This is a genomic window from Streptomyces sp. LARHCF249 (genome assembly GCF_052871255.1).
Map to the genome: position 1 here is coordinate 932591 of NZ_JBIXJQ010000001.1, position 14617 is coordinate 947207.

Genomic DNA, 14617 nt, shown 5'->3' on the forward strand with positions numbered 1-14617 from the left:
AGCAGGCCGAAGGCCGTGTCACGGGGGCGGTGGAGGTCTCCTGGGGGCGGACCGTCACGGAAGATCGCGGTTAATCCGTCTCCCTCCTATAGCAGTCTGGAGATTTGCTAGAGGAGTGGAACTTGGGCAGGTCGTCGCGGAAAAAGAAGATCTGCCTTTGCTCTGCACCGCGGATTTCATCGGTGGCTTTCCTTGAAACAATCAGGCAGAATTTCTTGGTAAAAGAACTGCGATCCTCTGACCGGCTCAACTGAAGCGATCCCTCGTACTGGCCGGGTTGGAATGTCCAGTTGTCGGTCCAAAACACGAGTGTGGGCTGCTGAGGTTTGTCCTGGCTGACGATGAATGGGGCAGGATCGCTGGTCCAGTGATAGTTGACCTGATCCGAAGTGAAGTCGTATACATATGTTCCGGTTTCATGCCAGTAGAAGATTGGCTTCTTTGAAGACGAGATCGAGCCGACAGGAGTCAGTTGCAGGTGTGCATCACGAATCACCTCGACGTCCTGGGTCTTGAACCTGGTGGACACGGTCGGCTGGATCTGGAACGCTGTTCCGTTGCCGACCGGCCCAGTGCGCAACAGGTGAGGAAGTGTCACATCAATTCTGGGCTTTTGTTGGAGTTCAGTGAAATTGAAGATCGAGAAGGCAAGCGCAACAACAGCGGCTAGCGTGGCCGCCCACGTGTGCACACTGTCGAATCGCGATCTTCGAGGCTCCGCCGCCCTCTCATCCGTGCCGTTCACACGTCCACTCTCTGCAGAGATCGGAGTCGCCGGTCTGCTGGGTTGCTCCATTTGGCCAGCAGTCGACACCTGGACCGCCAGCGAGCCGCTCGCTCTCGCACTCGCTGCTGCCTGCAAGGATCCGACGTCCGCTCTCTGAAGGGACCCGCCCTGCGCGCCGCCAACCCTGCCTGGACGGCGGAGGAACTCACCGCGCGGGCGAGCCGGTACGTTCGCCGCCGGATCGCTCCGCGCAGTGCCGGCGCGGCCGTCGATCTCACCCTCGTCGACGCGGACGGCGCAGAGCTGGACATGGGCACGCGGATCAACGCCGGCCCGGAGGAGAGCGCGGGCGCGTGCCACACGCTCGCCGACGACACCCCACGCCGGGCCCGCCTGCACCGCGCCACCCTGAGCGCCGCCCTCACGTGCGCCAGCCTCGTGAACTACCGCTTGTGCAGCAACCTTCAGGCGGGATGGGTGTCGTCGTGGCGGAGGGCCGTGCGGACTCCGGTGATGACCACGGCGATCAGGCAGAGCGCGATGACGGTTTCGGCCCACAGGAAGGCGAACCAGTCCATCACGCAGCCGATCGGGGGTGTGCCGGGGGCGTTGTTGCGGAAGGCCGAGAGGGCGAACAGGGTGGCGGCCATCCAGCCCAGGGCGGCCCAGACCAGGCCCTCTCCGCGGGTCGTCAGGTACCAGGAACCGATGAGCACGGACGCCGCCAGCGCCCACATCACGGCCATCATGAAGACCACGAAGACGAGCAGGCTGCTTGATCGGGCCAACCCCAGCCCCAGCCCCGCGCCGACAGTCTCCTGCTCGGACGGAGCGGGTGTCGCGGAAATCGAGAAGAGTGTGTCGTTGTTGGAGAACAGCATCCGCACCGGCACCTGCTTGCCGTCCAGCTGTGCCCAGAACTCGATGTCGGTCTCGTAGGTGTCGAACGGGTAGTCGCTGATCGATCCATCCGTGATCGCGACCTGCACGTCCCTGGTCGTGAGCCGCTCGTGCGCCTTGAACTCCAGGTCGCCGAGGGTCTGCGCGGAGGTCTGGAGGCTGAGATCAGCCACCGGGGCGGTCCCCTCCTCCTCGCCGAGGGTCCCGCGCGCGATGACCCGGACCCGCAGTGCCAGCTCTCTGGCCGCCGCGTCGACGCGTTGGACGTTGGCCTCCACGTCCACCCGGTCGGCGGCTTGGGATCCGATCGTGTGGACCGTATCGAGCGCCTGTCGCTCGGTGAACTGCAGCCACGACCCCACGGCCACCGCCACGACGATCAGCACAGCGAGGGGAAGCAGGACCGGCAGGATCGAGGGCCCGGAGCGGCGTGGGTGACGTGGGTCCCAGGTTGGGGCCATGGTGACTCCGACGGGGTGGGAAGCGGCACGGACTCGCCCGGCCCGACCCGGGAGCGTCCTGGTCGCCGGTCGTGGCGACCAGGACGGTGGTCTCGAAGCGGACCACGAGCGGTTGTCAGGGAGCGATCTCGAACTCAGGCGGCTCGAGGCCCTTCAGGCATTCGGTCTTCGGCGCGGACGGCGTCTCGAAGAACGAGACGGCGATCTCCTGCGCGCACTCCGACGTGGCGAACACCACGTGCGGCTCGTAGGGGATCGTGACGACCTGGGCCTTGCTCAGCGTGCGGGCGACGTACGGCCCGTTGTCCGCGCCGGTCTGGGCGTCGAAGCTGCCCGACAGGGCAAGGGTGGGGATGTCACCGCGCGTGGCGTCCCGGATCGAGGGCGCGGCAGGGGGGACGTTCCAGACGTCGCAGTCCGGACGGAGGAAGGGGAGCAGGGGAGCCTGCGCCTGCACCGAGCGGGGGAAGTTCGGGAACTCCTTCCGTCCGCCCTGGAGCGCCGCGTCCTTGCTCTCGTACGGCGTCCACTCGCTGCAGAAGACGCCGTACACCAGGCCGTGCGACAGCCTTCCGATGGCTTGGGGGCTGTGCTTGCCGCCCGCCCACTGTTCGGCGATGCGCTGCGGCTTGCCGTGCGCCAGCTCGTCGAGGGCCGCGGGGACTTGCGTCGCCACGTGGGTGGCGGAGACCAGCCAGTTCACCAAGGTCCCGCCGTCCAGTACGACCTTCACCGGCTCGTCCTTGCCGTCGAGCTTGACGGTGGTCGTGACCGGCTTGGCTTCCAGGTCACGGACGAGTCTTCCGAAGCTGGCCGACAGGTTCGGGTAGCGCTTGTTGCACGCCGGCTGGTCCGCGCAGGCCTTGAAGAGGCCGTCGAAGCCCTGCCGGGCGCTGCTCCAGGTCGACGTCTCCCCGGACCTGGACGGCGGCAGTATGCCGTCGATGCCCACCGAGCGGAGTCCCTCGGGATGCAGGCGCATGTAAACCAGTGCCAGGTGGGTGCCGTAGGAGATGCCGTACAGGTTCCACAGCTTGATGCCCAGGGCGGTGCGCAGGTCGTCGTAGTCGGCCGCGCTCTCGGTGTCGTTGTAGGCGCTGAGGTCCGTCCCGCCGGCCGCCAGCTTGTCGCGGCATGCCTTGGTGGCCTCGACGTGCAGGCGCCCGGTGGACGGGGCGTCGTAGACGAGGCCGACCGCGCGTGCGTTGAACTCGTCGATGTTGGGGCAGAGGAGCGCCGGGTCGGCCGAGTACGTACCGCGCTGGGACATGAAGATCACGTCACGGTCGCGGTTCAGGCCGCCGTCGATCGCCATCTTCGCCTCCCCCACCGCGTCGTCTCCGGGTCCGCCCGCGAGCCACACGATGGGGTCGGGTTTCGGTGTGTCGGCCGCGGCGGGCACGATCGCGACACCGAGTTCGATCGTTTTGCTGCCGGCCTTGGCGCGGTTCTCGGGCACGGTGAGCGTTCCGCAGCGGGCCCCTTCGAGCGCCTCTACCGGGTCCGCTGTCCTCGGGCAGGGGCCCGGCTCGTAGCGGGCGTCGCCCACCGTCCGGGCGGTCGTGCCGATCGGCGCTCCGGTGCCGTCGTCGGCCTGGGGCTGGGCCTGAGCCGGCGCTGCGAGCAGGCCGGTGACGAGGAGACCGGCCGTCATGCCGGCCGACGCGGCCAGGAGCCGTCGTGCGGTGCGGCGGCGACGGGGCGCTTGATGGCGTGTCATCTGCCCTCCCGGTTACTTCGGGATGATCGTGAACGGTTGGGGCTCGAGATCGTCCACGCAGCTGGTGTCGGGCGCGGTCGGGCGAGCGAAGAAGGAGGCCAGCACGCGTTGCGCGCACGGCGACTGCGGGACCACCCAGTGGCCGATTCCGGGGACCTGTACAGCAGTCGATCCGGACAGGTTGCGGGCGACGTCCTTCGCCCAGCTCGCCCCGGTCTTCACGTCGAACGTGCCGGAGATGACGAGCGCCGGTACGGAGCTGACCGTGGGCACCCGCTGGACGGACGCGCGGTCCGGAACGTTCCAGATACCGCATGCCGGGTACTGGAAGGGAAGTTGCGGCACCTGGGCCAGGACCGTGTCCGGCCACCCGGGGTAGGTCTTGCGCCCCGCCTTCAGCACGTCGGCTTCCGAGTATCCCGGCGCCCACTCGCTGCACACGACCGAGTTCGTCAGGCCGTGGGCGAACTCGCCGACCTTTTGGACCGAGCCGGCCGCCCGTGCCTTCGCGTAGCGCTCCGGGTTCCCGTTGGCGAGTTCCTCGAGCGCCGCCGGGATGTCCTTGGGCCGGGGGTTGAAGGCGACGATCAGGTTCAGCAGCGCGCCCCCGTCGAGGACGACCTTGACCGGCTTTCCTCCGCTCGGCGGCGGGACGTTCAGCGTCAGGGGCTGTGCCTCGAGCTTGCGCACCTGCTCCGTCAGCGTGCGGGGGAGGTCCGGGTACCGGTCCTTGCAGGCGGGCTGCGCCGCGCACGCCTCGAAGATGTTGCGGATCCCCTCGGCGGTGCTGCCCCATGTCCACGGCAGAGTCACGACCTGGGGCGGGGTGATCGAGTCGATCGCGAACGCGCGGATTCCCTCGGGGTGCAGGCGCAGGTACGTGAGGGCCAGGTTGCTGCCGTAGGAGTAGCCGTAGACGTTCCACTGGGGGATGCCCAGCGCCGTGCGCAGGTCGGCGAAGTCGGCCGCGTTCTCCGTGGTGTTGTAGGCACTGAGGTCTGTGCCGCCGGCCGTCAGGCGGTCCCGGCAGTCCTTCACCGCTTTCAGGAAGAGCTGTTGTGCCTCCGGTGCGTCGTAGCCCAGGCCGACGGCCTGCCCGTTGAACCGGTCGACCTCCGGGCAGGCGAGGTTCGGCTGGTCGTAGAGGTTGCCGCGCTGGGCCATGATGATCAGCTCGCGGTCCTTGTTCAGACCGGAGTCGACGAGGAACGGAATGTCGTCGAACGTGTCGGCACCGGGGCCGCCCGCCATGAACACCACGGGGGCCTGCGCGGGCTCCGCCGGGGTGACGGCCGGAATGACGGCCACGGCCAGCTTGATGGTCCGGCCTCCGGGACGGGAACGGTTCTCGGGGACCTCGAGGAACCCGCACCGCGCCTCGCTCAGCGCTTCGATGGGCTCGGGCGGCTTCGGACAGGAGCCGGGCACGAACCGGGACGAGCCTGCCGGGGTGGGCTGTGCGGGTGCTGACGCGGCGCCGCTGGGTGTGGGGCCGAATGCCGCCAGGCAGACCAGAGCTGCCCCGGCAGTCACCGCGGGGATGCTGTGCTTTGGCATGTGTTCTCGTTCCTCTGCCGACATCGGCGGCGGCCCCTGGGCCAGGCCGCAACGGTTTGGGCGGAACGCGCCTCTTCGACGCTACCGGGTGGCGCGTACGCCCGCCACGCGGAGCAGTCGCAGCCTTCGCGGTCCGTGTTGCACCCGGCGCCGGCGCATCCCGATCGCGGACAGCAACACCCGGCCAAGCGGCCGCGAGTACCGGTGGCCGCCTCCCGTCCCTTGTGCGCGTCTTCGGGCCACCCGGTAGCGTTGAACTGCATGCGTTCCGTCCGCACCCGCCGCGGCATCGCCCGGCGGGGCAGCCGTCGATCGGCAGAGGAACGGGATCACATGGCAGAGCACAGCTCCCGTACTGGGGCGCCGGCTGCTCGCCTACCCTCCAAGGCCTGCCCGGCGGAGCCCCGCTGCACGAGCCGCTACCAGGACCTCGAGCGCACCCTGCTGTAGGCCCGGCCGCCGACGCTGAGCATTCGGCCGCCGCAGGGCCGAGACCCGGTGAAGGTCGCCCTCGACGGCGAGTAGAGAAAGAAGGTGGTGTCCGTGAATCGGATGGCGTCGTTGTGCGCCGCCGGGGGCGCCATGGTCGTGGTTGTACTGACCGGAGCCGCAGGGCCGCAGGCATACGCGGCCGGCGATGACCGCGAGAAGCGCAGCGCGGATGTTCTCCAGCAGCTGGTGCCTTCTCCCGACGGACCGGGCTGTGCGGCAGCTGTCGGCATGCGGGGAAACGTTGTCTGGGAAGCGGGGCGGGGGAAAGCCGATCTGACCACCGGGCGCGCCATCACCTCGAAGACGGTCTTCGACATGGCATCCAACTCCAAGCAATTCACCGCAGACGCCGTGCTTTTGCTGGCCGGACGGCAGCAACTCGCGCTGGACGACCCCTTGTCCGAGCACCTCGACAACCCGCCCGCCTGGACGCGGGACGTCACCCTGGGCGACCTGATGCGTCACACCAGCGGCATCACCGACTACCAGGACCTGCTGGAGGCCAAGGGCATCGAGCTGACCGATCCGGCCGGCCAGAAGGAAGCGATCGCGGCCATCCTCGCCTCACAGCCGGAAGGTCCTCCAGGCAAGCGTTTCTCCTATTCCAACTCCAACTACGTCCTCCTGGCACATGTCGTCGAGAGGGTCACCGGAAAGCCGTTCCCGACCTTCGTCCAACAGGAGTTCTTCACCCCGCTGGACCTGCGCATGACTCTGTCCCCGGCGGTGGACGTTCCCGGCAAGGCAAAGTCGTACGACGAGAAGGACGGCTCCTTCACTCCCAATTCCTCCCCCTGGAAACAGTACGGAGACGGGTCCGTCCAAACCACCCCCGGGGAATTCGTCCGCTGGGCCGACAACTACCGCACCGGACGCATCGGTGGAACGGAACTGCTCACCGGGGTGACGGAGGGAGCGGTGAGTGTGGGCGACGTCCTGCGCGCGCGTGGCATCGAAGAAGGGCGGTACGGAGCCGGAATCCTCCTTCTCCCCGACAAGAGCCTGGTCCATCGCGGCGACTGGGAGGGGTTTCACAGCACCTTCAAGGTGAGCCCGGACCGTAACGCTGCCGTCACCGTCGTGTGCAACGTGGATTCACCCGATAACTTCCGTGCGGCGAACCACCTGCTGGACATCTGGACGAAGTGACGCGTGCCAGATCATCTTCATGGACCTCGATGGCCTTTCCCACTGCACCACGGTCGTAGCGCTCATCTCGGCGGTGTGGCCTGCGCGTTGGGGCTGCGCCGAAACCGTGGCTCCCCCGCAGCGGGGGTCCGCCCGTCGCCCGCCGTCAGGGGCGTCGCGGCACCGGCGCCAGGCGGTCGAAGGCCAGCCCGGCTGGACACCTCCCCGCGCCCGGCGCCGCGGCGGGCGCTGAGCCAGACGACCACGCGCCCGTCGCGGCACCGGACGGCAGGTCCAGTCCGGCCCGCAGCAGCTCCGTCCGCGGCGTGCGGCATCGCGGCCTCTGCACCCCCACCGACCTGTTGCCCGTATCCGTGTGCACGGCAATGAAAGGGATCCAGTGCTCGGGTACGGGGTTCATCGCCTGGTACGCCACAGGCGCCCGGCCGTTCCCCGAAGTCACTGATTCCGGGAAGGAAACGGCTGGACCCCGAGCGCTCGCCGAAGGCCGGGCCGACGCCGGGGCGGCGAAAAGGTTGGTGTGCGGGGCCGACGGAACCGGGTAACGTCTTTGTCATGTTCTTCCAGAGGCCGATTTACGAGTGAGGGCGTGATGGGCCCCTGCTGACGTCCTTCGACGTCGCCGCCCGTCCCCCACCGACGAATCCGTAGATCACTTCACATCATTACCGGGAGAACCCGTGACCGTGAGCAAGAACATCAACAACCCCGTGGGCATGGGCGGCGGCCAGCGCAAGAGGCTGTCCCGCGCCGAACGGCAGAACAACGGTCCGCACCGCAACCTCGACCGCCGGGGCGCAGCCGACCAGAAGGCGGAGCTGGTGCGCAAGATGCGCGAGAAGGCCGGCGCAGCTGAGGACGCCGTGCAGGCGGGCGAGGACACCGCACAGAGCTGACGCACCGCCGCCGCAGGGCGGCACCGGACGGGCTCTAGCCGATCCCTCGGCCCCGGGCCCCGCAGCATTAGGTCTGGCCAGGCGGCGGCAGCCCGATCAGGGCGTCCAAGTGCCTCTGCACCGGCTCGAAGATCCCGTACGGGATGTACCCGGGAAGCTCTGCAAGGGCCACCCAGGCCACCTCGGCGATCTCAGTCGGGGCGGCGGCACGAGCGGAACCACCCACAACATCGCAGGCGGCGTACGACATCAGCCTTCCGGTAGCCGGATGTACCCGCTCGCCCAGCGGCCCGGCCACGGATACGTCCAGGCCCGTTTCCTCCTTCGTCTCCCGTACGGCCGCGCCCTCCCATGCTTCCCCGGGCTCGACCTTGCCCGCCGGAAACTGCCATGAGAGGTTCCCCTCCGCTGCCCGGCGTCGCACCAACAAGACCCGGCCCTCATGGACCACGACGGCGGCGGCAACCCTCAAGCGGTTCCCGTCCGACCCGCTGCGGGCCGGGGCGTCCTCAGCCACCTTGGTTCCGCATGCGCGGTGCCAACAGTCGGGTCGCTTCCTCCCAGTGGAAGCGATCAGAGCCGCCACCCGCCTTCGGACGGTGAGGCTCGTAGCTGCCGATCGATACCCCCATCTCACGAAGTTCAGCGATGCTGCGCCGGTACGCGGGGTGCCCCGCCAGGGCGGAGTTGACGTACGGCAGGACAGCGGTCGGGACGCCCAATCCGTACGCCTCGCAGAGGATGGCCAGCGCGAGGTTGTCGGCGAAGCCCGCCGCCCACTTGTTGACCGTGTTGAAGGTCGCTGGAGCAACCGCGATGGCGTCTGCCGGCGGCAGGGGGCGATCGTCACCCGGCGACCTCCAGGCGTAACGGATCTGAAAGCCGGTCTGCGTCTCGATCGCAGGGACATTGAGGAAGGGCAGGGCATGTGAAGTGGCGATGACGCCGACGTCCCAGTTCCGCTCCTGTGCCGCCGTGATCAGCTTGCCGACGTCGTCGGCGATCCCGGCGGCACAGACGACGACGTACAGGAACGGCTTGCGCTGCGGATCCGTCACGCGAGTCCCCTTGAGCGCCAGTAGTCCGCGAGCATCTCCGCTGGCCAGCTCGGTTCGCGTACTTCGCCCCGCGGTCCCATCTCCTGGAAGTACGGTGCGACGTCGTAGATCGGGGTGCCGTCGATTGCGTCGAGGTCGGCGACATAGAGGTCCAGGCCGTCGACTCTCACCAGGCGGGGAAACGACTGTTCGAGCTGGTTCGGTCGGCGGTGATTGCGGTGCACGAACGTGCCGGTCGACGGCCAGGCCGGATTGTTGCGGGGGCTCCGTGCGTGCAGGGCGACATCGTTGGGCGATGCCTTGTGGAAGTGCCAGACGACGAGGAGGTGCGAGAACTCCTCCAGGCCTTGCACGACCTCGACGGGGAAGTCCGAGTTCAGACGGATGATCGCCTGCCCTCCCCAGTGGTCGTCCGTGGACTCGACCCGTCCCCCGACCACGGTCCCGATCGGCGTGATCTCCAACGATTGCGTCATGCGCTCCCCTTCATGCCTCGCCCTAAGCGGCCCAATCTATGCATGGGCCAGAGGGCAGCGCACCAGTCGAGCACCGCAACTCCGAGATCCGGCCACGACGGCGCAGGCCACTCGACGACTCACCCGATCAGCGCGTCCAGGTGCCCTTGTATCGGCTGGACGAGCCCGAACGGAACGTACGGCGGGCAGGCTCTGCAAACGCCTCGGACCGGACCGGTACTCGCCGAACTCGGCACCACCCCGGGCCGACTCTTGAGAGCAGAGTGCGGCCCCGGGCACATCCGGAGCGTGCTGTCATACCCGCGTGCGAGGGTTACCAACGGCCTTGCCCACGAAGTCACCTGGGAGAGCAGGTTGTGGATATGCGTCAACGGGGTGGCGATCGGACGCAAGGGGCAGACATGTTGATCACGCGCATGTAGGCAACTACCACGAGCCAGGCACCCTGGGGGGAATGTGGCAGACGTGAACGTCGACAGCCTTCGCGGGAAGGATCTCGCGGAGTACATCATGACGACCTACGGCTTCTCGGTCTACCCCGTGCAACCAGACGGGACGCCGCTGCAGAACTGCGAGACGTGTCGTTCCAAAAGCGTGCGGTATAGCTCCGGTTCGTTGTCATGCACGGCCTGTGTCCAGGGGTTTGGGAAAGCTCCTGAAACGGTCAAGCACTTTGTGTCAGCCGAGACGATGTGGTGTCACGGCTCTCACTCGGCCACGGCCAGGCCGGACAGGGTCAAGGACTTCTGGCCCACCGACGCGCCCCCGGCTGTTGCTCTTGCTCCCTCCGCGCTGCGAGTTGTCAGGGTGTCGCCGCAGATGGAGGAGCGGGATCTGTCCGAGATCATCGACTACGCAGGCATGGAAAGGACTCTGGTCCTGGGACACCCTGACGGGACAAGATCCATGATCTACATGGGGTACGGTCCAGCGACGACCTCGGGACCGACCGCGTCCTACTTACAGCTGATGCACACCTGTTCGGCATTCTTATGGGATGGAAGGATCGTCGCCGACTATCCCGTCTCGCACATGCAAAAGAGCATCTACGGGTCCCTGCAAGAGTGCGACAGTCTCCTCGGTCCGTGTAGCTGTTCTGTCGACTACGACGACAGCAACCCGTACCGGTACAACTGGCAGCACTGCCCCCAGTCGCCGGACACCCATCCAGGGATCACAAACTGCCGAGGCGGCGCCCAGGTGACGGACGACGTTCCCCGATTCGAGCTAGAGGCCGACCTGGTCAACTGGCTTGTCCGACAGCTCTCCCCCTTCTTCGAGATTCAGCGTCAGGTCTCAGGTAAGTCCGTTCACGGGAAATCCGTCCGCCTGGACCTTCTCTTGACTCCGCGTGACACGACAGGCTGGAAAAAGACCGATGTGGTCTTCGGACTGGAGGTGAAGCAGCCAAGCAGTGATCCGGCGAAGCTGATAGCCCAGGCCATCGACTACTCAAACTCTACCTGGACTGGTCATGGGCGAATCCCGATCCTGATGTACCCACTCGCATCCAAGTTCCGGAACGAACCGAGCTTCATGCACTTTCTGCGGACCCTGGCCGCGGAGTTCATGGTTGGGGAGCTGTCGCGCGACAACGCGTTGGGCTGGACCATCACCATGGGAGGCGCTCCGGTCTGGCACGCCTCAAGGGGGCCGGCGGGCGTGGGCAGGACCAGCCTGTTCAGGGTGAGGGATGGGCACCGATGAGGTCACGGCCACGCCAGCCTGACCGCCGACGCGGTAGCGCTGGGCAGGCGGAACACCGGTGGCCCCTCGACCGGGCCACACCGGGCCTGAGCCGCCCCTGCTCCCCACCGCCTGGGCAGCGATGGGGAGCAGTACGTGATACCCCGGGTCAGGGGGTGAGGCGGTTCGGTCCCCGGAACAGGAACGCGGCTTCGCGGATCGAGTCGAGGCCGAGCATGACCATCAGGATCCGGCCGAGGCCGGCGCCGAGGCCGCCGTGGGGCGGGCAGCCGAAGCGGAAGATGTTCATGTAGTCCTGCATCGGCTCGGTGTCCATGCTCTTCTCCTCCGCCTGCTTGAGCAGCACCTCGGAGCGGTGCTCTCGCTGGGCCCCGGTGGTGATCTCCAGGCCCTTCCAGAGCAGGTCGAAGCTGAGCGTGAGGTCCGGCCGGTCCGCGGGACGCATGTGGTAGAAGGGGCGGATGCTGGACGGGTAGTGCGTGATGAACACGAACTCGTGGCCCGTGAGCTCCTTCATGTGGACGGCGATGGTGCGCTCCCCTTCTGGGTCCAGGTCCTCCTTGACGCCTTCGGGGTCCCAGCCGCCGGCCCGCAGGATCTCCTGTGCCTCGGCCATCGTGATCCTGGGGAACGGAGCCTCCGGCACCACGACCTCGATGCCGAAGACCTCCCGGATCGCCTCACCGTGGACCTCGGCGACCTTCGCGATGGCGTGAGCGAGCATCCGCTCCTCGAACGCCATCACGTCCTCGACGTCGTCGATCCACGACAGCTCGACGTCCACGCCGGTGAACTCGGTCGCGTGCCGGGAGGTGTACGACGGCTCGGCCCGGAAGACAGGCCCGATCTCGAAGACCCGGTCGATACCCGCGGCCACGGCCATCTGCTTGTAGAACTGCGGCGACTGCGCGAGGTAGGCCGAGCGGTCGAAGTACCCGAGCTTGAACACCTCCGCGCCGGATTCCGAGGCGGTGCCCATCAGCTTCGGCGTGTGCATCTCCGTGCAGCCATTCTGCATGGCGTACTCGCGCAGCCCCTGCTCCAGGGTCGTCTGCGCGGCAAACACCATCTGCGCGGTGGCCCGCTTGCGTACGTCGAGGAAGCGCCAGTCAAGCCGGTGCTCGGGGCCGGTGTGCTCGTCGATAGGCAGAGGCGTCTCCGCCCGGTTCAGCACCTCGATCGTCTCGGGGACGATCTCCAGGCCACCCAGGTTGACCTGGGCCGCCTCTACGACGCGTCCGGTGATCCGGACAGCGGACTCGGGAGTGAGTGATTCGATGACGGCTTCGAGCGGGCCGCCGTCGCGCTTGTGGGTCACCTGGGCCATGCCGGAGTGGTCTCGCAGGATGACGAACTGCATCTTGCGCTGCAGCCGGAGCGCGTTCACCCAGCCGGAGACGGTGACGGTCTGGTCGACGTGTGCGCGTAGGTCAGAAACCAGTACGCGGCTAGTGGTGTGGATCATCGCAGCCCTCCAGGGGCGTCGTCATGATCCCTTGGAAGCGTGGGCGAGAAGGGTACTCGCGGTGCCACCACGCCTTGCCACCGCCAGACAGCGGCGGCCTCATTCAGCCCGATGACGGGGGCAAACCGGCAGGGCATTGGGCCCGAGGGCTTTTCCTCCCCGCGCTCGGGAGGGTCTTCACCACGGGTGCGAGTCCGCCTTCACAGCTACCGGCGGCTCTCTCTGCTCGCGTGATCCGTGGCTACTCGTCTCCGTCAACGCATTGAGATGAGGATACGGACACGGTCAGATTCGACACAACGGAATGATCGAGACACGCTTCGGGAATCAGCCCACAGGGTCGAAGCCAGCATGCATGCTCTCCCTCCCCCGACCACTGTTCCGATCGGCGCAATCTCCGGCAACTGCGTCATGCGCTTCAGGCGTCGTCGTGATCAGGTCAGATCGAAGGCGGATCGGGGCCAGCGATCAAGGCCGGCGACTGCCAGCCGATCCTGCCAGCAGGATGGCCGATCGGGCTGCGACAAGGGTTCACGCACCGGCGGCAGGTTCGGCATCGCACACTCGAACGAGGGTCAGGCGTCGGTCGGCCGCCCCGGCAGCAGTCGGGGCCTTCCCGGGCCAGCCGATCGACAGAATTGCGCTGATTCGACGGCAAGTTGGGCGCCTAGACTCTGGGTTTCCCCCGGACACCGACCGATCGCGGTCGACCACAGGACAAGCACGCCCCGGTCCTCTACCGGGCCGGGCTCATGGACCAGTTCCTGCACCAAGTGGAGGTTGCTGCTATGCCCGAGAAGGTCACGAAGGAAAAGGTCCTCGTCTACGTCGTCCGTGACGGACGCCTGCTGGTGTTCCGCCACACCGACTACTCCTATGAGGAGGTTGGCATCCAGGTGCCCGCAGGCAGCATCCGCCCCAGTGAGACCCCGGAAGGCGCCGCCCTGCGCGAGGCCCGCGAGGAGACCGGCCTTTCGGACTTCAAGATCGTCCGCAAGCTCGGCGAGACCGAGTACGACATCAGCCCGTACCGGTTCGAGATCCAGCACCGGCACGTCTTCCACCTGGAGCTGACCGAGCCGACGCCGGAGCTCTGGATGAGCCAGGAGGACCACGACGGCGAGCAGGAGCCGACCTACTTCGAGTGTTTCTGGATCCCACTGGAGGCCGCGCACATTCTCCAGTCCGGCCAAGGCGCCCTACTGGGGCGTCTGTCCGACTAGCCACTGCAAGCGGGGGCGGAGGTACTGACTGAGAGTGGCTGCGCTCACTACGGCGCCCAAGGCCCTCGACCAGCATAGATTCCCGCACGGACAGCAACTCTGGACGAGCCACCGACTCATCGCAGGCGGCTTCTGCATGTTGAGATCCCTTGCCCAACGTCCGCCGTCCGGCCCGTGCCAACATCCCAACCTGAGCAGCTCACAGCAACCACCAGCGGCAGGCGCCGTCGGGGCCGATGCACTTCGGCGTTGGCCCCGACGGCAAGTCCACAAAGCCGGACAGCTACTTCGCAGCCTCTGCCCGAAGGGCGCCGGCCCCGATGGCGCCCCGGAGGACGTGAGCGATCTCCTCGGGCTTGAGGTCGATGCCGTCGAGGCCCTCGACGGTCAGCGGGATCTCCTCCAGCGCGTACTCGCCGCGGCCCTCGGCGCTGAACTCGGGACCGGTGCGGTCATCGAAGGACCAGGTGGCGATGCGGGCGAGGTAGAAGAGCTGACGCTCGTCGTCGGACTCCATCGTGTGGAGGAGTCGGACGACATCGGCCTTCCCCGCGATCTCCTCGTGGATCTCCCGGTGAAGGGCGGCCTCCCGGGACTCGTCGCTGGGTTCGACGCCGCCGCCGGGCAGAACCCAGTACACGGGGATGCCGGGCTTGGTGCGACGGATGACCAGCATCGTGTCGTCAGCGGTGACGAGGACGGCGCGGACTCGTTCGATCATTTCGGTCTGTCTCCTTGCTTGTTGACGGTCTCAGTACAGCGGCCAGCCGCCATCGACGTGGACGG

13 protein-coding genes are annotated in these 14617 nt (G+C 67.3%); 4 read left to right on the forward strand and 9 right to left on the reverse strand.

The window, feature by feature from the left end:
• Positions 1 to 70: 70 nt before the first annotated feature.
• The 4 genes from ACIPUC_RS04500 to ACIPUC_RS04515 form a co-directional block, all read right to left on the reverse strand.
• A complete protein-coding gene (locus ACIPUC_RS04500) occupies positions 71 to 745 on the reverse strand; it encodes a hypothetical protein (RefSeq protein ID WP_446586690.1) in 675 nt (224 codons plus the stop codon).
• Positions 746 to 1191: 446 nt separating this feature from the next.
• Positions 1192 to 2088 carry a DUF4436 family protein gene (locus tag ACIPUC_RS04505; protein ID WP_446586691.1) on the reverse strand — a complete coding sequence of 299 codons (897 nt, stop codon included), beginning with the start codon at positions 2086 to 2088 and terminating at the stop codon, positions 1192 to 1194.
• Between the two features lie 115 nt (positions 2089 to 2203).
• Positions 2204 to 3808 carry an alpha/beta fold hydrolase gene (locus tag ACIPUC_RS04510; RefSeq protein ID WP_446586692.1) on the reverse strand — a complete coding sequence of 535 codons (1605 nt, stop codon included), beginning with the start codon at positions 3806 to 3808 and terminating at the stop codon, positions 2204 to 2206.
• A gap of 12 nt (positions 3809 to 3820) precedes the next feature.
• A complete protein-coding gene (locus tag ACIPUC_RS04515) occupies positions 3821 to 5365 on the reverse strand; it encodes an alpha/beta fold hydrolase (RefSeq protein ID WP_446586693.1) in 1545 nt (514 codons plus the stop codon).
• A 552-nt stretch (positions 5366 to 5917) separates the two neighbouring features.
• Between ACIPUC_RS04515 and ACIPUC_RS04520 the strand changes: the two genes are divergently transcribed.
• Both ACIPUC_RS04520 and ACIPUC_RS04525 read left to right on the forward strand, forming a co-directional pair.
• Positions 5918 to 7006: a serine hydrolase domain-containing protein gene (locus ACIPUC_RS04520; protein WP_446586785.1), complete on the forward strand. Its 1089-nt coding sequence runs from the start codon at positions 5918 to 5920 to the stop codon at positions 7004 to 7006.
• Between the two features lie 680 nt (positions 7007 to 7686).
• Positions 7687 to 7902, forward strand: a complete 216-nt coding sequence (locus ACIPUC_RS04525) for a DUF6243 family protein (protein ID WP_446586694.1) — start codon at positions 7687 to 7689, stop codon at positions 7900 to 7902.
• Positions 7903 to 7969: 67 nt separating this feature from the next.
• Here ACIPUC_RS04525 and ACIPUC_RS04530 read toward each other — a convergent pair whose 3' ends face one another.
• The 3 genes from ACIPUC_RS04530 to ACIPUC_RS04540 are packed head-to-tail and all read right to left on the reverse strand — an operon-like array spanning position 7970 to position 9436.
• Positions 7970 to 8419: an NUDIX hydrolase gene (locus ACIPUC_RS04530; protein ID WP_446586695.1), complete on the reverse strand. Its 450-nt coding sequence runs from the start codon at positions 8417 to 8419 to the stop codon at positions 7970 to 7972.
• Positions 8412 to 8960 carry a flavoprotein gene (locus ACIPUC_RS04535; protein ID WP_446586696.1) on the reverse strand — a complete coding sequence of 183 codons (549 nt, stop codon included), beginning with the start codon at positions 8958 to 8960 and terminating at the stop codon, positions 8412 to 8414. The genes ACIPUC_RS04530 and ACIPUC_RS04535 overlap by 8 nt, the downstream gene beginning before the upstream one ends.
• Positions 8957 to 9436 (reverse strand): SAM-dependent methyltransferase, encoded by a 480-nt coding sequence (locus ACIPUC_RS04540; protein WP_446586697.1) that lies wholly within the window; start codon positions 9434 to 9436, stop codon positions 8957 to 8959. The genes ACIPUC_RS04535 and ACIPUC_RS04540 overlap by 4 nt, the downstream gene beginning before the upstream one ends.
• A gap of 465 nt (positions 9437 to 9901) precedes the next feature.
• Between ACIPUC_RS04540 and ACIPUC_RS04545 the strand changes: the two genes are divergently transcribed.
• On the forward strand, positions 9902 to 11143 hold the full coding sequence (locus tag ACIPUC_RS04545; RefSeq protein ID WP_446586698.1) for a hypothetical protein: 1242 nt from the start codon (positions 9902 to 9904) through the stop codon (positions 11141 to 11143).
• Positions 11144 to 11291: 148 nt separating this feature from the next.
• Here the strand turns inward: ACIPUC_RS04545 and aspS are convergent, their stop codons facing one another.
• Complete coding sequence (gene aspS / locus ACIPUC_RS04550) at positions 11292 to 12608, reverse strand: aspartate--tRNA(Asn) ligase (protein ID WP_446586699.1); 1317 nt, start codon at positions 12606 to 12608, stop codon at positions 11292 to 11294.
• A 788-nt stretch (positions 12609 to 13396) separates the two neighbouring features.
• On the opposite strand from aspS, the gene ACIPUC_RS04555 reads away from it, so the two are divergent.
• The gene (locus tag ACIPUC_RS04555) at positions 13397 to 13831 is read left to right on the forward strand and encodes an NUDIX hydrolase (protein ID WP_446586700.1); all 435 of its coding nucleotides are present in this window, start codon (positions 13397 to 13399) and stop codon (positions 13829 to 13831) included.
• Between the two features lie 283 nt (positions 13832 to 14114).
• On the opposite strand, the gene ACIPUC_RS04560 is transcribed toward ACIPUC_RS04555, so the two are convergent.
• Positions 14115 to 14552 (reverse strand): NUDIX hydrolase, encoded by a 438-nt coding sequence (locus ACIPUC_RS04560; protein WP_446586701.1) that lies wholly within the window; start codon positions 14550 to 14552, stop codon positions 14115 to 14117.
• Positions 14553 to 14617 lie beyond the last annotated feature (65 nt).

Coding starts and splice junctions, on each gene's coding strand:
- ACIPUC_RS04515 (WP_446586693.1), bottom strand. CDS start 5,365: ATGCCAAAGCACAGCATCCCCGCGGTGACTGCCGGGGCAGCTCTGGTC.
- aspS (WP_446586699.1), bottom strand. CDS start 12,608: ATGATCCACACCACTAGCCGCGTACTGGTTTCTGACCTACGCGCACAC.
- ACIPUC_RS04560 (WP_446586701.1), bottom strand. CDS start 14,552: ATGATCGAACGAGTCCGCGCCGTCCTCGTCACCGCTGACGACACGATG.
- ACIPUC_RS04540 (WP_446586697.1), bottom strand. CDS start 9,436: ATGACGCAATCGTTGGAGATCACGCCGATCGGGACCGTGGTCGGGGGA.
- ACIPUC_RS04510 (WP_446586692.1), bottom strand. CDS start 3,808: ATGACACGCCATCAAGCGCCCCGTCGCCGCCGCACCGCACGACGGCTC.
- ACIPUC_RS04505 (WP_446586691.1), bottom strand. CDS start 2,088: ATGGCCCCAACCTGGGACCCACGTCACCCACGCCGCTCCGGGCCCTCG.
- ACIPUC_RS04520 (WP_446586785.1), top strand. CDS start 5,918: ATGGCGTCGTTGTGCGCCGCCGGGGGCGCCATGGTCGTGGTTGTACTG.
- ACIPUC_RS04555 (WP_446586700.1), top strand. CDS start 13,397: ATGCCCGAGAAGGTCACGAAGGAAAAGGTCCTCGTCTACGTCGTCCGT.